The organism is Butyrivibrio sp. FC2001 (assembly GCF_000424125.1).
Classification (GTDB): Bacteria; Bacillota; Clostridia; order Lachnospirales; family Lachnospiraceae; genus Butyrivibrio.
In genome coordinates this window covers 640,338-660,741 of record NZ_KE384132.1, presented here as the reverse complement: position 1 = coordinate 660,741, position 20,404 = coordinate 640,338, and the positions used below count along the sequence as shown (strand labels likewise).

Below are 20,404 nucleotides of genomic sequence, written 5' to 3'. Positions count from 1 at the left end.
GCTCTTGTGTTTTAAATTCTTCTTGAACACAAGATGTGGTATGCGCTATACTAATTATGTATAGTTATGAAAAAATGCGGGGAAAGGGGGATGAATAATGCTCGAAGTTATTAGAAAGCGTGCATTTGACTACGGTGTGGCGCTATATTTCGTTGCGGCCATTATCATGTTCATCGTGCCCATTCCTACATGGCTAATGGACTTCCTTCTTGCCTTTGATATGTCACTTTCCTTTGTGATATTGTTTACGGCAATGTTTTCCAAGGAAGTTTTGGATATGTCGTTCTTTCCGACTATCCTTTTGTTCACCACAATTTTCCGAATAGCACTTAATATTTCATCAACAAGACTTATCCTTACCGGAGGAGATGCCGGTAAGGTTATTGAGGTTTTCGGTCAGTTCGTTGGTGCCGGTGATCTTATTATCGGTACTATTGTATATGTAATCCTTATCCTTGTTCAGTTCATGGTTATCAACAAGGGTTCTGAACGTGTAGCTGAAGTATCAGCACGTTTTACATTGGATGCTATGCCCGGTAAGCAGATGGCTATCGATGCCGACCTTAATACCGGAGCCATCACTGATCAGGAAGCTAAGGAGAGACGTGAGAAGATTCAGAACGAAGCAAGCTTCTTCGGTGCCATGGACGGTGCTACGAAGTACGTTAAGGGAGATTCAACTGCAGGTCTTGTCATTACGGCTGTCAATATTATCGGTGGTATTTTGATGGGCGTACTGCGTCAGGGGATGCCTATTGCGGATGCCCTTGATAAATACGCTATTCTTACAATGGGTGACGGACTTGTAAGTGCGATACCTTCCCTTTTGGTATCACTTAGTACAGGTATTCTTGTTACCAAGGGATCTAAGGAAGCAGACTTTGGACCTGCTCTTATCGGGCAGCTGTTTACTGCGTCCAAGACCCTGTACCTTGTTGGAGCACTTATTGCTACATTGGGTATCCTTACACCGCTTCCGGATCTTCTGTATCTGCCTTTAGGCGCGTGTATTGCAGGCCTGGGATTTTTTATGCAGAAATCTCAGAAGATTGCGTCTACCGAGGAAGAGGTTATGGCTGAAGAGGAGCAGCAGGCTGAGGAGATTCGCCAGCCTGAGAATGTTACAAGTCTTCTTCAGGTTGATCCTATAGAGCTTGAATTTGGTTATGGAATCATTCCGCTTGCTGATGTTAATCAGGGCGGTGACCTCCTTGACCGTGTTGTTATGATCAGAAGACAGATAGCTCTTGAGCTTGGTACGGTTGTTCCTATCATTCGTCTTCGCGATAACATTCAGCTTAATCCTAACCAGTACATTATAAAAATAAAGGGCATACAGGTAAGTGATGGCGAGATTCTATTTGACCATTACATGGCCATGAACCCCGGCAACGTTGAGGAGGAGATCACAGGTATTCCTACCTTTGAGCCTTCATTCCATCTGCCTGCTACATGGATCACCGAGAGCCAGAGAGAACGAGCAGAGTCCCTTGGCTACACTGTTGTTGATCCACCTTCAATTATTGCAACTCACCTTACCGAGGTTATCAGAAATCACATCGCAGAACTTCTTACCAGACAGGATGTTCAGAATCTTGTCAACAACCTTAAGGAGAACAATCCTGCACTTGTGGACGAGCTTGTGCCTAAGCTCATGAGCCTTGGTGAGATAGAGAAGGTACTTCAGAACCTCCTTGCAGAAGGAATTTCTATAAGAGACCTTGTTACTATATTCGAGACTCTTGCGGATTATGCACCATCCACCCATGACAGTGATATCCTTACGGAGTATGTAAGACAAAGCTTAAGAAGAGCTATTTCCAGCAAATATTTTTATCCCGGTGAGACCACAAGTGTTATCACATTGGATCCTAAAATCGAGCAGGAAATCATGCAGTCTGTTAAGCAGACTGAGACCGGCGCATATCTTACCCTTGATCCCACCAGGACCAAGGCAATTCTTAAATCTGTGGGCGAGCAGGCTAAGAAGCTTGAGGATGCCGGCATGATACCGATAATAATGACTTCGCCTATAGTGCGAATGTATTTTAAGAAAATGACAGAGGATTATTACAAAGATTTGATTGTACTTTCTTACAATGAAGTTGAACCTAATGTTGAAATGCAGTCTGTAGGAATGGTAGCGGCATAATATGATTATAAAAAAATATACCGGAAAAACTGAACAGGATGCTACAGAGATTGCAAAGAAGGAGCTGGGCGATAACATTGTCATCATGAATGTAAGGCCTGTGAAAAAGAGTGGATTTTTCTCTATTTTCTCGCCTTCCAAAATCGAGGTGACAGTGGCTCTTGAGGATGAACCCGCAAGGAACATGAAATCCGTAAAGCCCAATAAGGATCACGCCAGAGCGCCAAGGCCTCAAAAGCCTGAATCAATGGCGGATAAGCTTTTAAGGGCTCAGGAGCAGGGAGAGATTCCGCCGCTTAAGGTGGCACAGCCCGCAGCACCTCAGGCTGTGGCAAGTGCGCCCACGCAAAAGGAGCATGTGATTCTCCAGGAGGAGAGCAGCGCTATCGAGGAAAAGCTTGATAGTCTTCACAATCTCATTGAGAAGAACCTCAAAAGTGAAAAGGATGATGGCAGATCGGATACCATGGAGGAAGAGGTATCGGAGATCAGGGAAGCTCCAAATACGATTTCAGATGAGACACTTTCCTTTGTTAAGGTTCTCTACAACACTCTTATTGAAAATGAGGTTGATGAAATTTATGCAAACCAACTGACAGATGAGGTGGAAAAGGTAAGTAAGCCAAACATCCCTATGGAATATGTTCTTGCAAACGTATACCAGAAGATGGTTCTTAAGTTTGGACCTGCTGACAGGATAAAGGAGAGCACTGACGGACCAATAGCAGAAATATTTATCGGACCTACAGGTGTTGGTAAGACCACAACCATCGCGAAGCTTGCTTCTGAGCTTACGATTGTAAGGAAGAAGAAGGTTGCACTTTTAACAGTGGATACCTATAGAATAGCTGCTGCTGAGCAGCTTAAAACCTATGCGACTATCATGGATATTCCCTTCAGGGTTATATATTCCATTGAAGAGATGAAGGCTGCTGCAGAGGAATTTAAGGATTACGACTATCTTATGGTGGATACGGCAGGCCATAGTCTTCATAATGAGGAACAGAAGGAGACCATGATAGGCTACATTCATGCACTTGAGGAATGTGTTGAGACCGAGAATTATCTTGTTCTTTCCGCAACCACCAAGTACAGGGATCTTATTGAGATCGCTGATGGTTATTCCGAGCTTGTTAAGTACAAGCTGATTTTCACTAAAATGGATGAGACAAGCTCTGCAGGTAACCTTTATAACATACACATGCATACCGGTGCGCCTATGTCTTATATTACAAATGGACAGAACGTTCCCAGCGATATTGCCGTTTTTGATGCCCAGAAAAGTGTAAAGGGTCTTCTTGGCGGAAAATAGTAGATGAATTTCGTATATTTTGATAGAATATAGACAGGATTATTTTTATGGATCAGGCTGAACAGCTAAGAAAAATTATTAAAGCAGAACACGCACCCCAGAGGCCTCTTGCGAGGATTATTACAGTAACAAGTGGTAAGGGAGGTGTGGGTAAGTCCAACGTTTCAATTAACCTTGCGATACAGTTTAGAAGAATGGGGCAGAGAGTCATAATTCTTGATGCGGACTTTGGACTTGCCAATATAGAGATAATGTTTGGGACAGTTCCCAAGCACAATCTCAGTGATCTGATTTACAAGAAGAAAAACATTAAGGATATTATCACCTGGGGACCTGAAGGAGTCGGCTTTATATCCGGCGGTTCAGGAATCTCGGGTATGTACAATCTTGAGAGGAAATATCTTGTAGATATTATCGTTAATCTTGCAGAGCTCGATGCTATCGCGGATACGATAATCATAGATACTGGAGCCGGTATTTCCAATGCGGTCATGGAGTTTCTTGTTGCAAGTGGCGAGATCATACTTGTGACAACACCTGAACCTACATCAATAACCGACTCATACTCACTGCTTAAGGCACTTAACCAGCAGGAGAGATTTTCAAGAGATAATACGATGATCAAGGTTGTCTCTAACAGAGTAGCTACAAGCGATGAGGGACAACAGTTATTTAATAAATTAAATGCAGTAGTTGCCAGATATTTAAAATTGCCATTAACATATCTCGGTGCTATTCCACAGGATCAGATGCTGGCTCGTGGTGTAATGCAGCAGTCACCCGTTTCAATACAGTATCCAAATTCTAAATCAGCTAAGGCGTTCGAACAGATTGCTGCAGAACTTGTTAATAAGAATGAGCTTGAAAAATATAAGCCAAGAGGAATGGCTGCATTTTTCTCTCATATCATAACAGGGCGAAAACTTAATTCAGAGAGAAATACCGGAGATAAGGCTTCCGGTCAGTAAAATTTTATCAACTATAAAAGGTAAGAGGGGTACCTACATGCTTGCGGACTATATTGCGCCAGGCAATAAAATTGAACTGAAGGCCATCGGCAAGGTCTGGATGGACGATGACAGCCGCACGAAAAAGATTCACTTAAGTAAGATAACCGATGTTTTGTCGGAGGACAGGATTGAGGTGCTTATGCCTATGGATAAGGGTAAATTGGTACTTTTACCCGTAGATGGTGAATATAGCTTGTGCTTCTATAGCTCAAGGGGACTGTTTCAATGTTATGGAAGGATAATTGACCGATACCGAAGTAATAATGTATATATTTTGGTTCTTGACCTTCTAAGTAATCTTCAGAGGCTTCAGAGAAGAGAGTACTACAGATTCAGCTGTGCACTTGAACTCAGGTCGCGAATTTTCACTGAAGAGGAAGTGGAAGCCATCAGGCGAAACTGGGGATTGCTTTTGGGAACGAATAAACCGTTACAGCGAAGCGTTATTGTTGACATAAGCGGAGGCGGGTTACGGTTTGTTGCCAATTTCCAATATGAAGAGGGGAGCACGATCTACTGTGCTTACCGACTACCCGGGAACATTAATAATGTTGAGTACGAGATGGTGTGTACCGTACTCAGGGTACAGGAACTCGAAAACAGGCCGGGACTGTATGAACACCGCATACAGTACAGCTACATTGACGAAACTTCCAGAGAGGATATTATTCACTTTATCTTTGAGGAAGAACGAAAAATTAGAAAGAAGCAAAACTAAATGTCGAAAAAAATTTTATTAGTTGATGACTCTGCACTCATGAGAACCGTCCTTAGTGATATAGTAAACTCAGATTCAAGATTTCAGGTTGTAGATAAGGCTAAAGACGGAGTTGAAGCCCTTGAGCTTTTGAAGAAAAATACATACGATGCTGTTATTCTCGACGTTAACATGCCTCGTATGGACGGTATTACGTTACTCAAGGAGCTCAACAAAAATAAAATAAGAGCGAAGGTAATGATGTGTAGTACTGACACTAAGGAAGGTGCTAAAGTGACACTTGATTCATTAGAACTCGGAGCTCTTGATTTTATTCACAAACCGGATCGCGCCTCGGATTGCCGTGGCGATGATTTTACCACAACACTCACCAGAACACTGGCAGCTGTATGCGAGTCCAGAGCTCCGGTAAGTGCGAAGGCTTTCTCAATCGATGAGATCAAAGCCTCTCGTAAGATGGTGGATATTGTCGCTAAGCATGCAGACAAGGTCACAGGTAATCGTATCGTTGCGATTGCCAGTTCTACGGGTGGGCCTCGTGCGCTTCAAGCGGTTATTCCAAAACTTCCCAAAAATCTTAAAACACCGGTTGTACTTGTGCAGCACATGCCGGAAGGCTTCACAGCTTCTCTTGCAGAGAGACTGGATTCTCTTTCAGAGATCCATGTAAAAGAGGCAGCTGAAGGTGATGTTCTTCAGGCAGGAACTGTCTATATCGCAAGAGGCGGTAAGCACATGCATGTAATTACATCAGCCGGTAAGCATACCATTCACTACGTAGACGGTCCTACGAGAGAAGGTGTAAGACCTTGTGCGAACTTCATGTATGAGTCTTTGATGGATTCCGATTACGACTCAGTATGCTGTGTAGTTCTCACCGGAATGGGTGCAGATGGTACCGAGGGAATTAAAAATCTGAAATCAGTTAAGAAGGTACATGTCATTGGTCAGGATGAAGCATCCTGCACAGTTTATGGCATGCCTAAGGCAGTGGCAACAGCTGGTCTTGTTAATCAGGTAGTTACACTTGATGACGTAGCCCAGGAAATTATTATGAACGTTGGAGTTAAGTGACTTCCTCTTTCTTACTACTGGTTCCGGTTCCTTTACTTAACGACAACGTGACGTTTCTTATGGAGGTAAAGGGATTATGGATGTTTCTCAGTATCTAGGCGTCTTTCTCGACGAAGCAAAGGAGCATCTGCAAACACTGAATGACAGCATCATGCAGTTGGAGCAGGATCCGGAGAACGAGGATTGTATTAATGAAATCTTCCGTTCTGCCCATTCTATGAAGGGAATGGCTGGAACCATGGGCTATAAGAATATGCAGAATCTTACCCATGACATGGAAGATGTCTTTTCTGATGTGCGTAACGGCACTCTGAAAATTGACTCTAGCATGATCGATACTTTGTTCCAATGTCTCGACGCTATTCAGGCTTACGTGGATAATATTACGGAGTCACAGGACGAAGGAACTGAGGAAAATGCGAATATTATTAAAGCGCTGGCTGATATAAGAGCAGGCGCAAGTGGTGGTGGCACAGCGCCCGCGGCAGCACCTGCAGCGGCAGCACCTGCACCGGCAGCGGAAGCAGCACCTGCAGCAGCTCCGGCAGCGGCACCCGCAGCAGCGGCAGCACCTCCGCCGGATGCTGATCCCACAAAGGATTATAGAGCTATCAAGATAGATCCTGATACCAAGGGCAACCTTGAGGATGCCAAGGGACAGGGCAAGAAGCTCTATGGTTTGAATGTAAAGATTCAGGAGAGCTGCATCCTTAAGGCAGCAAGAGCATTCCTTGTATTCAAGGGTATTGAAGAGATCGGTGAACTGATTATTTCCGAGCCTTCAACTCAGGATATTGAGGATGAGAAGTTTGAATTTAATTTCAGTCTAATTATTTCTACAGACGAAGAAGATAAAGAGAAGATTAAAGAAATAGTAAAGAGCGTTTCTGAGATCGAGGACTGCGAGATAGGTGATTACGATCCTAATGCAGCTGCAAGTACTGAGGAAGCAGCAGCGGCAGCACCTGCACCGGCAGCGCCCGCAGCAGCACCTGCAGCGGCAACACCCGCAGCGCCTGCAGCACCTGCAGCAAAGCCTGCTGAGAAGGCTCCCGCTAAGGATGCAGGTAAGAAGCCTGTTGGTAAGCCTGTTGTTAACCGTACAGTTCGTGTTGATATTGACAAACTGGATGTCCTCATGAACTTGGTAAGTGAGCTTATCATCGCAAAGAACTCTTTGATTTCTGCTGCAAATTCAGCAGGAATAGTAAGCGGTAATGTAAACGAGCAGATTGAATATCTGGAAAGCGTTACTACCAATCTTCATGAATCTGTCATGAAAGTTCGAATGGTACCTATCGAGAGCGTACTCCAGAAATTCCCTCGTATGATCAGAGACCTTAATAAGCAGCTTGGCAAGAACATGGAACTGACCATGACCGGTGAAGATACTGAAATGGACAGAACCGTGGTTGATGAGATCGGTGATCCTCTGATGCACTTGTTACGTAACAGTGCCGATCACGGTATCGAATCTGCAGAGATTCGTGCTGAACGTGGAAAGACAGAAGAAGGACATATCTTCCTGCACGCTTTCCAGGACGGTAACAGCGTTGTTATCGAAGTTGGTGATGATGGTAACGGTATCGATGCTGAGATAGTAAAGAATAAGGCTATTGAAAAGGGTATCGTAACACCTGAAGAAGCAGCTTCACTTACAGAGCAGCAGTGCGTAGATTTCCTTTTCCATCCCGGATTCTCCACAGCTAAGCAGGTTACTGAAGTATCAGGACGTGGTGTAGGTCTTGATGTTGTTAAGTCCAAGATCGAATCACTTTCCGGTGAAGTTAGTGTTAAGACCAAGCTTGGTGAAGGAAGTACATGGCAGATCAGACTTCCTCTTACACTTGCTATCATTCAGGCTCTGATGGTTGTTGTTGGTGGAGAGAAATATGCAATTCCTCTTGATTCTATTCAGAGTATTGAGGATGTAGCTCCTACAGACATTAAGACAGTTGAGAATAAAGAAGTCATCAATCTTCGTGGAAGTGTTACACCTATTATTCGTGTAAGCAGAGCACTTGATACAGAGAGCACAAAGAATGAAGACGAGGATCTTGTAGTAGTTATTACAAGAAAGGGCGACCAGCAGTTTGGTCTTGTTATAGACGAACTTATGGGACAGCAGGAAATCGTTATTAAGCCTCTGGGCAGATACATGAATAAGTGCCGTATGATCAGTGGCGCTACTATCCTTGGAGATGGTGAGATAGCTCTGATCCTTGATACAAATCAGTTAGCATAACTTCCGCAAAAGAAAGGATGATATTATGAACGAATTAAGAGATACTCAGGATGTCGGCGAACTGATCCAGTATATTATCATCAGACTCGGCGACGAACAATATGGAATAGATATTAAGTACATTGATAACATTGTGCGTATGCAGCAGATCACGAGAGTTCCTCAGGTTGCTCATTATCTGAAGGGCGTTATCAACATTCGCGGTGTCATTGTTCCTGTAATGAGTCTCAGACTCAAGATGGATATGGATCCGGATGAGATAACAGACAAGAGCCGAATCATTATCCTAAAGGCAGAGGAGGATACTCTTATCGGAATTATCGTAGATCAGGTTAATCAGGTTCTCACTCTTGGAACAAAGAGTATTGAAAAGGTTACCTACAGTGCTGATAAGGGCAAAAAGCTCAACAGCTTTATAAGTGGTGTTGGAAAATATGAAGGCGGTCTTGTTTCAATTCTTGATCTCGGAATGGTTGAAATGGAAGAGGACAAGGCTAAAGCATAATACATATTTGAAGGAGGAAGACCTTTGAGTGAGATGAGTTTGGAGAACATGTCCAGCCAGTATTTTGACGTCTTGAAGGAGCTCGGAAATATTGGTGCAGGTAATGCGACCACAGCCCTTGCACAAATGTTGGGAACAAAGGTTGATATGTCTGTACCACAGGTTAAGCTTCTTGATTTTAAAGATGTCGGAGACCTTATGGGCGGTGCTGAACAGATAATGACAGGTATATACCTTGCAGTTGAGGGTGATATCAATGGTAGTATAATGTTCCTTCTCGGCATGAAGGCAGCAAGACATCTTGTAAATATGCTCATGGGCATAACAGATAAGGATGAAACTGTTCCTTTTGACGACACGGAACTTTCCGCAATCAAGGAAGTGGGTAATATCATTACAGGTTCATATCTTAACTCACTTTCAATGATTACAAACCTTAAGCTTTTGCCGTCAGTGCCATTCCTTGCAATAGATATGGCCGGCGCAATCCTTTCGGTACCTGCTATAGAATTCGGTATGATGGGTGATAAGATCCTTCTTATCGAGACAAGCTTTTTTGATACAGAAGTTCTTAGCGGATATTTCATCCTGCTACCGGATGTAGATGGCTATAGTAAGATATTGACCTCTCTTGGAATGGGCGATATCAGCATAAATGGATAAGGAGCTGAGTGAATGAGTCAAATAATCAAGGTTGGTATGGCCGATCTTAATATTTGCGTCAGTCCTGACGGAATCACGACACTTGGACTTGGCTCCTGTGTAGGGATTGCTGTAAGGGATCCGGTTACAAAAATTGGCGGGCTTGCACACATAATGCTGCCTGATTCTAAAGAGATCAAGAACAATTCCAACATTCCTAAATTTGCGGATACGGGAATTGATGAGCTTATAAAACAGGTAGTTGGTAAGGGTGCAAACAAATCGCGTCTTGTTGCAAAGATTGCCGGTGGTGCCCAGATGTTCGCTTTTAACTCCGGCAATGCCACTATGCGTGTTGGTGAGAGAAATGTCGCAGCAACGATCAAGAAGCTCAAGGAACTGGGAATTCCGATTCTGGCCCAGGATACCGGAGATTCTTATGGACGTACTGTGATTTTCTATCCTGAAAATGGTGACTTTGTTATCAGAGCAGTAGGAAAACCGGAAAAGACGATATGAGTGATGAGAGTACTGAAGTAAAAGCAGTAGAAGCCCCTGCGGCAAAACCGGAAAATGCTCCGGAAGAAGCTGTAGAAGAAATCACTGAAGAGAATCAGGGCGAAGAGAAAAAAGAAAAGAAAACACATATGAAGACTATTGTTATAACAGAGTCTCCTAAGATCAGACTGATCACCGCTTTCGTTATGCTTGCGGGAAGTGGTTTTGTTGCAATATACACACTTTGGCAGCATTACGAGATCGGAGCCTGGATCAAAACCCTTGCTCTTTCACTTGTGATTTTCTTTGTTGTGGGCAGACTTTTTGAGCTTTTGGTCAATCATTTTGATACTCTGAATAAAAACACAGAGGATGCAATAAAAGCTCAGGAAGAAGCTATAGCACAGAGAGAAGCTGATAAGATTGCTGCTGCGGAAGCGGCTGCTGAGGCAGAACGTCTGGCGGCAGAAGCAGCAGCTGCAGCGGCTCTTGAAGCTGAGAATGCAGAAAACGAGAATCCGAATGAATTTGATTCATTTGGGGAAAGCGATGATTTCGATATAGGTACTGATTTATCGGAATTTTGACAGGGATTATTAGCTTATGGATGAGGCTGGAAGAAGTAAGCTTTGGAATGAATATCATAAGAATAAAGCGCCTGAACTCAGAGAGAAGCTTATCTTAGAATATGCTCCGCTTGTTAAGCTTGTGGCGGGGCGTCTTTCCATGTACTTAGGCTTTAATGTTGAGTACGATGATCTTGTGGGCTATGGAATTTTTGGTCTTATAGATGCGATTGATAAGTTTGACCTCATGAAAGATGTCAAATTTGAGACCTATGCCAGCGTAAGAATCAGAGGCGCTATTCTGGATCAGATCAGAAAAATGGACTGGATTCCCAGGACCATTAGACAGAAACAAAAAAAGATCGAGTCTGCAATTCATGAAATAGAAAAGGAGCAGGGACATCCTGCCACCGATACTGAAATTGCAGCTAAGCTCGGTATTACAGATGACGAGTATGCAAACTGGCAGAACCAGATGAAGGTTACAGGTGTGGTTTCCCTTAATGAGTTTATGGAACAGGGAAGCGATGTTCCTGAGGATACCAATAACCTTGCATCCAGTTTCGAGAAGCCCGAGGAAGCAATTGAGAAGGAAGAGCTCAAGAAGATGCTCGCTGAGAGCCTTGCGCTTCTTACCGATAAGGAAAAGAAAGTAATTCTTTTGTATTACTATGAGGAATTGACCTTAAAAGAAATAAGTAATGTATTAGAGGTTTCTGAATCCAGAGTTTCGCAGCTCCACACAAGGGCGCTCCAGAAGATGAGAGAGAAGCTCGGGAAGTATATGGGTATATTAACAGCACTGGGATAATTGTTAGCATGGAGGGGATGAATGAACGGTTATTTTCAACTAATCACAATGCCCACCTCAACAGGAATTAAGATTTTTCCGCCTGATGAAGACGGAAATTCTTTACAATATGATGATGTAAAAGAGTACCTCGAGGAAAGATCTATTAGTTATAGGCCTGCTATATTAAACGAGGCTGTTTCAACTGCCACGGGGGAGCTTGTAATACTTAATGACAATTCGGCTTTTCCTGAAAGGGAAAGCTACAGACTCACTATTTCTCGTGATCGTATGGAAGCCTCGGCATTTTTTTATGCACCATCTGAAGGTGCTGAAAATATGACTCCGACAGAATTTTTGGAGGACCTGGCATACAGAAATATAACATTTGGAATAGATACAGAAGCGGTCGCTAATTACTTCAGGTCAAGGGAATATTGTACAGAAATTGTTGTTGCAAGGGGAACCAAAACCAGAGAAGGTTGCAATGCAAAGATAGATTATCAGTTCAAGGCTGATCTTCATGCAAAGCCTGCAATGCGTGAGGATGGAAGCGTTGACTATTTTAATCTGAACATAATCAATCATGTAAAAAAGGGAGACGAGCTTGCCATTCTTACACCTGAGGATCCCGGAGATCCCGGTCAGAATATTTACGGTGAGATTTTAAATCCTCATCCCGTAAAGACAATGAAGCTCGTTGCAGGCAAAAATACATATTTATCCGATGATGGTCTTGTACTGTTTTCGGGAACGGATGGTCACGTTACATTAAAGGAAGGTAAGGTGACTGTTAGTAATGTTATTCAGTTTGAAAATGTAGATGTTTCCACAGGAAATATAAATTACGACGGAAGCGTTGAAGTAAAAGGAACTGTTGCCTCCGGTTTTACAATAAAGGCCGGGGCAAACATTCTGGTGAAGGGTGTTGTTGAAGGCGCGAGCCTTACTGCAAGTAATGATATTATTCTTGAACGCGGCATAAACGGAATGGGTAAGGGCGAAATAAAGGCCGGCGGAAATATCGTTACGAAATTCATAGAGAATGCCAAGGCCACTGCAAAGGGCAGTATTACCAGCGAGAGCATCCTGCACTCAAATGTTGCATCGGGAACAGAGATAACTGTTTCTGGTAAAAAGGGATTTATCGCAGGCGGACGAGTTACAGCTACAGACAGGATCGTGGCTAAAGACCTTGGTAGTGACATGGGAGCGACTACGATTATAGAGGTCGGAGCGGATCCCAACATTAAGGTAAGACTTAGAGAGCTTCAAAAGGCGGTGGGTGAGTCCACAAAGAAGCTTGAAAATATCAAGCCTACCGTTGAGTCAATTACAAAGAGGTTAAGAAGTGGCAATCCGCTTTCACCTGAGCAGACAAGACAGGCACAGCAGCTTATTACCATGAATAAGGTTCTTACATCTCAGATTGAGAAGAATTCAAAGGAGATGGCGGAATTACAGCAAAAGCTTGCTGATTCAAAGGAGGCCTATGTCGTTGTTGAAGGTACTGCTTATCCGGGAATTACGATCCATATAGGAGATCAGCAGACCACACTTAAAACTGAGACGACCTACTGCAGGTTTGAACTGCGTGATGGTCTTGTGAAAACAGGCCCAATCTAAGCTTTGGTATCTTTTTCTCCGATATAATATATAAGAAATGGGGGTTATATTGGGAGAAGGGAGGTAAATATGTCAATAAACAGAATTGATTTTCAGGGGTCTGTAGTAAGGACAAATGATTTTTCACAGCTAAAGCAAAATGAAGATAACAAAGTCTTCACTGATCAGAATGTATTTCAGACAGAATTTGACAAGGAAGTTGACCAGAAAGCTAATTCTGTAAACAGAAAAGATAATGCTGATCAGAATGAGCATGAAAAGCACGACGCCAAGGAAAAGGGAAAAAACGAGTACCACGGAAATGGCGGAAAAGGTAAAAAACAGTACAAATCTCCTGAGGAATTAGAGCATTTGACAGAGACACTCATAGGTGCTGATGGCAAGCCTCTGGACATGCATATTTCCTCAGGGTTTGACTTCAAAATCTGAACACTTTATAATACTAGATAATGTATTTCTCTGTGGGAGGAGATACAAAACTCGAGTGGGGATGTTATGATAAGTGTTACGGAAATATTTTTAATCGCTGCCGGAATCCTGGCAGTTATATTAGGGTATCTGATACCGAATGGCAAAGAATCTTCCGAATTTGACTTTGATGGTGCAGATCGGAAGATTAATGACATGGTCTCAAGGGCTATCAAGAACTCGCAGGGTAAGATTGACGAGATGCTTGATGATTGCATGGAGGAAGCTATTAATAAGGCTGAGCGTGCAATGGACCGTGTTACTAATGAGAAGATGTCTGCCATTAGTGAGTATTCAGATACTGTCATGAATGATATCCATAAAAATCATGATGAAGTAGTTTTTATGTACGATATGCTAAATGACAAGCACAAGAACCTCAAAAACACAGTTTCTGAGGCTAATCGTGCTGCCAAAGAGGTAAAAGAGGCTGAGGCTAAGAGGCAGGCTGAACTTGAGGAAGAAGCTAAAAGACAGGCTGAGCTCGAGGCTGAGGCTAAGAGACAGGCAAAGCTCGAAGAGGAAGCAAGAAAAAAGGCGCAGCGTGAGGCTGAAGCCAGAAGACTTGCAGAGCTTGAAGCTGAGGCCAAGAGGAAGGCAGAGCTTGAGGCAGAGGCCAGAAGAAAGGCTGCACTTGAAGCAGAAGCTAAGAGACAGGCAGAGCTTGAGGCGGAGGCCAGGAGACAGGCGGCTCTTGAAGAGCAGGCCAGAAGACAGGCAGAGCTTGCAGATAATCCCAATGTAGTTACACCCGAGTTTTCAGCTCTTGCAGATATTCTTGACAGAGCAGATGCAGCAGCTGCAGAGAAGACTAAGAATAAGATCATTCGTTCAGAGCAGCCCGCAGATAATTTTGAGACAGAGGAATTTGTTCCTGAAGAGGAAGATTCCTTCGAACTTCATACACAGTACTGGCCGGATTCAGATGAGGATGATTTCCTTGATGAGATTACTGAGGAGGTTACAGAGAACGCTGTTCTTCCTGAACAGAATGAAATTCAGAATCCAGTTTATGCAGATGATACAGCTGAGTATGAAGAAAAGCCTGCAAAGGTGGTTTCAATCGCTGATGCTTCAAGAAAGAAAGCAGCAGAGCCTGAGAAAGCCGAAGAGACAGCATCTGATCCTGTATCAAGAAATCAGAAGATTCTGGAAATGCATAAGGCAGGTAAATCCGCTGTTGTCATTGCAAGAGAGCTCAGACTTGGTATCGGCGAAGTAAAGCTTGTTATCGATCTTGCAGGAAAACAGCATAAGAAAAACCGTACTTCAATAATGTAATAGACGGGGTTGGGGGAATACATAAATATTATGAAGCTGAAATATTATTTACGCGGACTTGGAGTTGGAGTTGTCCTTACCGCCGTTATAATGGGAGTTGTCCTTGGCAGAGGCACATCAAGGATGAGCGATGAGGAAGTAATAAAAAGAGCAAAGCAGCTCGGTATGGTAGAGGCAGAGAGTACTTTATCTAGTTTATCTGAAGCAACCAAAATTCCGGAGGGGACAGATGACACTGCATCCGATCAGAAAGTGGATAAAGCGGGAGAAGAAGTATCTGAAGAAGTCAACCAAGGGGAGTCTCAAACAGGTGAATCAGTTCCTGAGGTGGATGAAGCGGCGAAAGAAAATGAGCAGGCTGGAGAAAACAGCGAAAGCATTGAATCCGAAGAAGATGTTAAGCTCGCTTCAAATGCTGCCGTTGAAAATGCTTCGACAGACGTTATCAAAACAGAAGGAAAACAGGAAGACGCAGCAACAGAAAAGTCAGAAGCAAAAGTAGAAGAGACTGAGAAAAAGGAAGAAAAAACTACTATAGAGAATAACACCTCAAATGAGACAGTTCCGGATGCATCAGCTGCTGCAAATGCAGCAAGCAGTACCGCTGATACAACTGAAAGTAAACCGGCTGAAGCAGAATCTGCAAAGCCTGCAACTACAGAAGGCTCATCAGATGTTAACTATGTGGTCGTAGTTCTTCCCAGTGGAAGCGAATCGGATACCTGCGCAAGAATTCTTAGAGAATCAGGGGTTATAGATGACGGCGTAGCCTTTAATAAATACCTTGTAAGCAGCGGACAGGACAGAAAGATCCGTTCCGGTACTAAGCAGATACCCAGAGGAGCATCTTTTGAGGAAATTGCTTCCATAATTACAAAATAAAAAAATCTTGTCAAAAGCCCAAAATCATGGTATTCTAATGAAGCTGTGAGCATTTGGGCTTTTATTATGCCCATTTTTAGCGCACAGAGTAACAAATAAACACGTATATCCAGATTTCATCTGGTGTCCAGGGTGGATAGGGTGATAGCTTTTCGAAGGAAATAACGCCCCTTCGGGTCAAAAAGCAAAGATGTACGGAAGAATTAACCAAATGGAGGTAATAACATGAGCGTTGTATCTATGAAACAGTTACTTGAGGCAGGTGTACACTTCGGACACCAGACAAGAAGATGGAACCCTAAGATGGCTCCTTACATCTTCACAGAGAGAAATGGTATCCACATCATCGATCTTCAGAAGTCCGTTGTTAAGGTTGACGAGGCTTACAAGGCAGTATTTGAGATCGCATCACAGGGTGGTACAGTTCTTTTCGTTGGTACTAAGAAGCAGGCACAGGACGCAGTTAAGTCTGAGGCTGAGCGTTGCGGTATGTACTATGTAAACGAGAGATGGCTTGGTGGTATGCTTACAAACTTCCGCACAATCCAGAGCAGAATCGAGCGTCTTAAGAAGCTTGAGAAGATGCAGGAAGATGGTACTTTTGATGTTCTTCCCAAGAAGGAAGTTGCACAGCTCAAGAAGGAATACGAGAAGCTTGACAAGGTTCTTGGCGGAATCCGCGATATGAAGAGAATCCCTGACGCTATCTTTGTAGTAGATCCTAAGAAGGAAAGAATCTGCATTCAGGAAGCAGAGGCACTTGGAATCACACTTATCGGTATCGGCGATACAAACTGCGATCCCGACGAGCTTGACTTCATCATTCCTGGTAACGATGATGCTATCCGTGCAGTAAAGCTTCTTGTTGGTAAGATGGCTGACGCTGTTATCGAGGCTAATCAGGGTGCAGAGAACCTTACATCTGATGCTGCAGCTGAGGAAGAGGCAGCTGAGGCTACAGAGGAATAATTCGTATATAAAAATAATTAAATCGGAGGATTAATACACATGGCTATCACAGCAGCAATGGTTAAAGAGTTACGTGAATCTACAGGCGCTGGTATGATGGAGTGCAAGAAGGCACTTACAGAGACCAACGGTGATATGGATGCAGCAGTAGAGTTTCTTAGAAAGAATGGACAGGCTAAGGCTGAGAAGAAGGCTAGCAGAATCGCAGCTGAAGGTCTTACAAGAATCGCTGTTAAGGATGACAAGACAGCAGCAGTTGTTGAGGTTAACTCAGAGACTGACTTCGTTGCTAAGAACGAGCAGTTCCAGGAATTCGTAGAGGCAGTTGCTAAGCAGGCTGTTGAGTCTGATGCTAAGGATATGGATAGCTTCATGGCTGAGAAGTGGAATCTTGATGCTTCTAAGACAGTTTCAGAAGCTCTTGTAGAGATCACAGCAGTTATCTCTGAGAAGATCAGCATTCGTCGTTTCGAGAAGGTTGAGGCTACAGACGGTATCGTAGTTCCTTACGTTCACGGTGGTGGAAGAATTTCGGTTCTTGTTGAGGCTGCAACAGATGTTGTTAACGATAACATCAAGGACGCTATCAAGAACATTGCAATGCAGATTGCAGCTCTTTATCCTAAGTATGTTGATATGAACGATGTTTCTGAGGAGTTCAGAAACCATGAGAAGGAGATCCTTCTTGCTCAGGCTACAAAGGAGAACGAGGAGCTTCCTGAAGGAAAGAGAAAGCCTCAGCAGATCATCGAGAAGATGCTTGAGGGTCGTCTTCAGAAGGAGCTTAAGGAGATCTGCCTTAATCAGCAGGTATTCGTTAAGGCTGAAGATGGTAAGCAGACTGTTGCTCAGTACGTTGCACAGGTTGCTAAGGAGAATGGTGCAAACCTTTCTATCAAGCGTTTTGTTCGTTTCGAGACAGGTGAAGGCATCGAGAAGAGAGAAGAGAACTTTGCAGAAGAGGTTGCTAAGCAGGCAGGTATGCAGTAATCTCGCTTAATTCTTGAGAATAATTATAATGAGATTGCCCTTGCCGTAGTCATTACGGCAGGGGTATTTTATCTTAATACATCGTAAAGTTTTGTTTGGAGGAATAGTAACGAATGGGATTGGTTAATCTTAAGGGAACCGGTACCGGAATTATTCTAGAATTGGATCCGAAGATTTCATTTGACCTCCTTATTGCTGAGGTTGCGGAAAAGTTTCGGGAATCACGCTCATTTCTGGGCAAAGCCTCTATGGGGATGATAATTAGAGGCAGAATTCTTTATGATAAAGAGGAAAATGAGATCCTCAAAGCTATTTCTGACAATTGTGATATTAACGTTACCTGTGTGCTGAGAGAGGATCCTGTAACAGACAGGATTTTTGCCAGCTATGTAAAACAGCCTGAGACACCGGTTGAGGAAGAAAAGCAGGTAAGTGATGAAACTGAAGAAGAAATAATAAACGAAGATAATATCCAGGCTGCCAAAGATCAGGCTGCAATTTATACAGGTAATCTGAGATCAGGGCAATCTGTCACATATGATAAAAGTGTTATTGTACTTGGAGATATTAAACCGGGTGCTTCAATCACATCAGATGGAAGTATATTTGTAATGGGATCATTACGAGGAAGCGCTTATGCCGGAGCTACCGGTGATGAGACAGCTTTTGTAATGGCACTTGAATTTAATCCCTTGCAGGTTAGGATAGCAAATACAATAGCCATCTCACCTGATTCTGATGAGGGACCAAGGATAAAGACCAGGAAATTTATTAAAACTCAGAAGGAAAAAAGCACTGAAGTCGCATATATTTTGAACGGTCATATTGTAAAAGATGTTTACGGCGCAGCATTTTTGCGCGATAATCGATTTGTATAGAAAAAAGGCAAGAGTTTTTCTATAAAAAAATTACGGAGGATAGAATGGGAGAAGTAATAGTAGTAACTTCCGGCAAAGGCGGAGTCGGAAAAACAACAACTACGGCTAATATCGGAACAGGCCTTGCTAAGCTTAACAAAAAGGTAGTTTTGATCGACACCGATATAGGCCTTAGAAATCTTGATGTGGTTATGGGACTTGAGAACCGCATCGTATACAATCTTGTAGATGTAGTTGAGGGGAGCTGCAAGGTTAAGCAGGCTATGATAAGAGATAAGAGATTTGATTCACTCTTCCTTTTACCTGCTGCTCAGACAAAGGATAAGACCAGTGTAACTCCTGACCAGATGAAGAAGCTGGCAGATGAACTCAAGCAGGAATTCGACTATGTAATCATGGATTGCCCTGCCGGTATTGAACAGGGATTTAAGAATGCTATTGCCGGTGCTGAGAGAGCTATAGTTGTAACAACTCCTGAGGTTTCTGCAGTTCGTGATGCTGACAGAATTATCGGACTTCTTGAAGCTAATGAGATTGGCAAGACTCAGCTTATAGTTAACAGACTTCGTCCAGATATGGTAAAGCGCGGAGATATGATGAGCGCTGAGGATGTAATCGATATCCTTGCAGTTGAGCTCTTAGGTGTAGTACCTGATGATGAGAGCATTGTAATAGCAACTAATAATGGTGAGCCGCTCGCTGGAGACAGCTCACTTGCAGGACAGGCGTACATGAACATTTGCCGCAGAATACTTGGTGAATCAGTTCCTTTCCTCAATCTCGAGGACAAAAAGGGCTTTTTCGCAGCTATCGCAAACGTATTTCGTAGGTGATAAGGGGGAAATGCCATGAAACTGACTGATATTTTTAAGAAAAAGTCCTCTAGTCAGGCAGCCAAGGACCGTCTTAAGCTTGTACTTGTTTCAGACAGGCAGAGCTGTAATCCTGAAATAATGGAACGAATCAAAAACGACATACTTGAGGTGCTTTCAAAGTATGTTGAGGTTGATCAGGCAGGTCTTGATATCAAGTTTACACAGATGGATACAGAGGGCGCTGACACGGACAATAAGAGTGTTCCTGCGCTTTACGCGAATATTCCGATTCGCAATATGAAGCATACAATTAAAGAGTAATAATGAAAGGATGCGAGAGCATCCTTTTAATTTGGGATAAAACATTTAAATTTTGATTATATATTTATTAAAATCATTGAAATAATCTTATTTTGTGATATTATACATAATGTAGTATTATTGTGTACAATTTATAAGTTATATTTATTTTTAATATGATCTAGGAGGGAAATATGGGTTGTGATAATTATGATTCATTAAAATTGGAGAATCAGCTGTGCTTTCCGCTTTATGCGTGTTCAAAGGAGATCATAAGGGCGTATAAGCCTTTTCTTGATAAAGTGGATCTCACATACACCCAGTACATCACTATGATGGTTTTATGGGAGAAGAAGGAGATGAACGTAAAGACACTTGGAGAGTATCTTTACCTTGATTCAGGTACGCTTACTCCTGTTCTTAAGAAACTTGAGAGCAAGGGATATTTGAAGCGTACAAGATCTAAGTCTGATGAGAGAAATCTTCTTGTCTCCATAACCAAGGAAGGAGAGGCTCTTAAGGAAAAGGCAAAAGAGATTCCGGCAAAGATTGGAAGCTGTGTAAAACTCTCTGAAAAAGATGCAAAAGAGCTTTACAGATTACTGTATATGGTAATAGATAATGTGCGATAAAATTTTTATAAATAATTTGTTTTTTTTATAACAATTTTTTATGAAAATTAA

The 20,404-nt window shown here is 42.8% G+C and carries 21 protein-coding genes; all 21 read left to right on the top strand.

All coding sequences use genetic code 11. The annotated features are described in order from the left end of the window. Positions 1-97: 97 nt before the first annotated feature. Positions 98-2,152 (top strand): flagellar biosynthesis protein FlhA, encoded by a 2,055-nt coding sequence (flhA, locus tag G601_RS0116525; protein ID WP_035790845.1) that lies wholly within the window; start codon positions 98-100, stop codon positions 2,150-2,152. Position 2,153: 1 nt separating this feature from the next. After that, on the top strand, positions 2,154-3,464 hold the full coding sequence (gene flhF / locus G601_RS0116520; protein WP_026666009.1) for a flagellar biosynthesis protein FlhF: 1,311 nt from the start codon (positions 2,154-2,156) through the stop codon (positions 3,462-3,464). Between the two features lie 47 nt (positions 3,465-3,511). Further along, positions 3,512-4,432 (top strand): MinD/ParA family protein, encoded by a 921-nt coding sequence (locus G601_RS23785; RefSeq protein ID WP_051200531.1) that lies wholly within the window; start codon positions 3,512-3,514, stop codon positions 4,430-4,432. 37 nt (positions 4,433-4,469) lie between these two features. Further along, positions 4,470-5,192 (top strand): flagellar brake protein, encoded by a 723-nt coding sequence (locus G601_RS0116510; RefSeq protein ID WP_026490848.1) that lies wholly within the window; start codon positions 4,470-4,472, stop codon positions 5,190-5,192. Continuing rightward, positions 5,193-6,266 (top strand): protein-glutamate methylesterase/protein-glutamine glutaminase, encoded by a 1,074-nt coding sequence (locus G601_RS0116505; RefSeq protein ID WP_026490847.1) that lies wholly within the window; start codon positions 5,193-5,195, stop codon positions 6,264-6,266. Between the two features lie 76 nt (positions 6,267-6,342). Beyond that, positions 6,343-8,511 carry a chemotaxis protein CheA gene (locus tag G601_RS0116500; protein WP_026666008.1) on the top strand — a complete coding sequence of 723 codons (2,169 nt, stop codon included), beginning with the start codon at positions 6,343-6,345 and terminating at the stop codon, positions 8,509-8,511. Positions 8,512-8,536: 25 nt separating this feature from the next. Further along, on the top strand, positions 8,537-9,016 hold the full coding sequence (locus G601_RS0116495; RefSeq protein ID WP_026490845.1) for a chemotaxis protein CheW: 480 nt from the start codon (positions 8,537-8,539) through the stop codon (positions 9,014-9,016). 24 nt (positions 9,017-9,040) lie between these two features. Beyond that, positions 9,041-9,679, top strand: coding sequence for a chemotaxis protein CheC (locus G601_RS0116490; protein ID WP_026490844.1), 639 nt, complete (start codon positions 9,041-9,043; stop codon positions 9,677-9,679). Positions 9,680-9,691: 12 nt separating this feature from the next. Next, positions 9,692-10,177, top strand: a complete 486-nt coding sequence (locus G601_RS0116485) for a chemotaxis protein CheD (protein ID WP_026490843.1) — start codon at positions 9,692-9,694, stop codon at positions 10,175-10,177. Next, entirely contained in the window at positions 10,174-10,743 is a 570-nt protein-coding gene (locus G601_RS0116480) for a hypothetical protein (RefSeq protein WP_026666007.1), read from the top strand. Before G601_RS0116485 ends, G601_RS0116480 begins: the two co-directional genes overlap by 4 nt. A gap of 16 nt (positions 10,744-10,759) precedes the next feature. Further along, complete coding sequence (locus tag G601_RS0116475) at positions 10,760-11,533, top strand: FliA/WhiG family RNA polymerase sigma factor (RefSeq protein WP_026490841.1); 774 nt, start codon at positions 10,760-10,762, stop codon at positions 11,531-11,533. A 21-nt stretch (positions 11,534-11,554) separates the two neighbouring features. Then, positions 11,555-13,138 (top strand): FapA family protein, encoded by a 1,584-nt coding sequence (locus G601_RS23780; RefSeq protein ID WP_081673572.1) that lies wholly within the window; start codon positions 11,555-11,557, stop codon positions 13,136-13,138. A 69-nt stretch (positions 13,139-13,207) separates the two neighbouring features. Continuing rightward, positions 13,208-13,567 (top strand): hypothetical protein, encoded by a 360-nt coding sequence (locus tag G601_RS0116465; protein ID WP_026490840.1) that lies wholly within the window; start codon positions 13,208-13,210, stop codon positions 13,565-13,567. Positions 13,568-13,633: 66 nt separating this feature from the next. Further along, positions 13,634-14,887: a DUF6115 domain-containing protein gene (locus tag G601_RS25315; RefSeq protein WP_026666006.1), complete on the top strand. Its 1,254-nt coding sequence runs from the start codon at positions 13,634-13,636 to the stop codon at positions 14,885-14,887. Positions 14,888-14,917: 30 nt separating this feature from the next. Then, complete coding sequence (locus G601_RS0116455) at positions 14,918-15,769, top strand: hypothetical protein (RefSeq protein WP_026666005.1); 852 nt, start codon at positions 14,918-14,920, stop codon at positions 15,767-15,769. A 225-nt stretch (positions 15,770-15,994) separates the two neighbouring features. Beyond that, positions 15,995-16,738, top strand: coding sequence for a 30S ribosomal protein S2 (rpsB, locus tag G601_RS0116450; RefSeq protein WP_026490837.1), 744 nt, complete (start codon positions 15,995-15,997; stop codon positions 16,736-16,738). Positions 16,739-16,777: 39 nt separating this feature from the next. Then, positions 16,778-17,728: a translation elongation factor Ts gene (gene tsf, locus G601_RS0116445; RefSeq protein ID WP_026666004.1), complete on the top strand. Its 951-nt coding sequence runs from the start codon at positions 16,778-16,780 to the stop codon at positions 17,726-17,728. Between the two features lie 113 nt (positions 17,729-17,841). Next, positions 17,842-18,606, top strand: a complete 765-nt coding sequence (locus G601_RS23770; protein WP_051205955.1) for a septum site-determining protein MinC — start codon at positions 17,842-17,844, stop codon at positions 18,604-18,606. A 44-nt stretch (positions 18,607-18,650) separates the two neighbouring features. Next, positions 18,651-19,439 (top strand): septum site-determining protein MinD, encoded by a 789-nt coding sequence (gene minD / locus G601_RS0116435; protein ID WP_026490835.1) that lies wholly within the window; start codon positions 18,651-18,653, stop codon positions 19,437-19,439. Positions 19,440-19,454: 15 nt separating this feature from the next. Beyond that, on the top strand, positions 19,455-19,742 hold the full coding sequence (gene minE, locus G601_RS0116430; protein WP_026490834.1) for a cell division topological specificity factor MinE: 288 nt from the start codon (positions 19,455-19,457) through the stop codon (positions 19,740-19,742). Positions 19,743-19,915: 173 nt separating this feature from the next. Then, on the top strand, positions 19,916-20,353 hold the full coding sequence (locus G601_RS0116425) for a MarR family winged helix-turn-helix transcriptional regulator (protein WP_026490833.1): 438 nt from the start codon (positions 19,916-19,918) through the stop codon (positions 20,351-20,353). Positions 20,354-20,404 lie beyond the last annotated feature (51 nt).

Coding starts and splice junctions, on each gene's coding strand:
- flhA (WP_035790845.1), top strand. CDS start 98: ATGCTCGAAGTTATTAGAAAGCGTGCATTTGACTACGGTGTGGCGCTA.
- flhF (WP_026666009.1), top strand. CDS start 2,154: ATGATTATAAAAAAATATACCGGAAAAACTGAACAGGATGCTACAGAG.
- G601_RS23785 (WP_051200531.1), top strand. CDS start 3,512: ATGGATCAGGCTGAACAGCTAAGAAAAATTATTAAAGCAGAACACGCA.
- G601_RS0116510 (WP_026490848.1), top strand. CDS start 4,470: ATGCTTGCGGACTATATTGCGCCAGGCAATAAAATTGAACTGAAGGCC.
- G601_RS0116505 (WP_026490847.1), top strand. CDS start 5,193: ATGTCGAAAAAAATTTTATTAGTTGATGACTCTGCACTCATGAGAACC.
- G601_RS0116500 (WP_026666008.1), top strand. CDS start 6,343: ATGGATGTTTCTCAGTATCTAGGCGTCTTTCTCGACGAAGCAAAGGAG.
- G601_RS0116495 (WP_026490845.1), top strand. CDS start 8,537: ATGAACGAATTAAGAGATACTCAGGATGTCGGCGAACTGATCCAGTAT.
- G601_RS0116485 (WP_026490843.1), top strand. CDS start 9,692: ATGAGTCAAATAATCAAGGTTGGTATGGCCGATCTTAATATTTGCGTC.
- G601_RS0116480 (WP_026666007.1), top strand. CDS start 10,174: ATGAGTGATGAGAGTACTGAAGTAAAAGCAGTAGAAGCCCCTGCGGCA.
- G601_RS0116475 (WP_026490841.1), top strand. CDS start 10,760: ATGGATGAGGCTGGAAGAAGTAAGCTTTGGAATGAATATCATAAGAAT.
- G601_RS23780 (WP_081673572.1), top strand. CDS start 11,555: ATGAACGGTTATTTTCAACTAATCACAATGCCCACCTCAACAGGAATT.
- G601_RS0116465 (WP_026490840.1), top strand. CDS start 13,208: ATGTCAATAAACAGAATTGATTTTCAGGGGTCTGTAGTAAGGACAAAT.
- G601_RS25315 (WP_026666006.1), top strand. CDS start 13,634: ATGATAAGTGTTACGGAAATATTTTTAATCGCTGCCGGAATCCTGGCA.
- G601_RS0116455 (WP_026666005.1), top strand. CDS start 14,918: ATGAAGCTGAAATATTATTTACGCGGACTTGGAGTTGGAGTTGTCCTT.
- rpsB (WP_026490837.1), top strand. CDS start 15,995: ATGAGCGTTGTATCTATGAAACAGTTACTTGAGGCAGGTGTACACTTC.
- tsf (WP_026666004.1), top strand. CDS start 16,778: ATGGCTATCACAGCAGCAATGGTTAAAGAGTTACGTGAATCTACAGGC.
- G601_RS23770 (WP_051205955.1), top strand. CDS start 17,842: ATGGGATTGGTTAATCTTAAGGGAACCGGTACCGGAATTATTCTAGAA.
- minD (WP_026490835.1), top strand. CDS start 18,651: ATGGGAGAAGTAATAGTAGTAACTTCCGGCAAAGGCGGAGTCGGAAAA.
- minE (WP_026490834.1), top strand. CDS start 19,455: ATGAAACTGACTGATATTTTTAAGAAAAAGTCCTCTAGTCAGGCAGCC.
- G601_RS0116425 (WP_026490833.1), top strand. CDS start 19,916: ATGGGTTGTGATAATTATGATTCATTAAAATTGGAGAATCAGCTGTGC.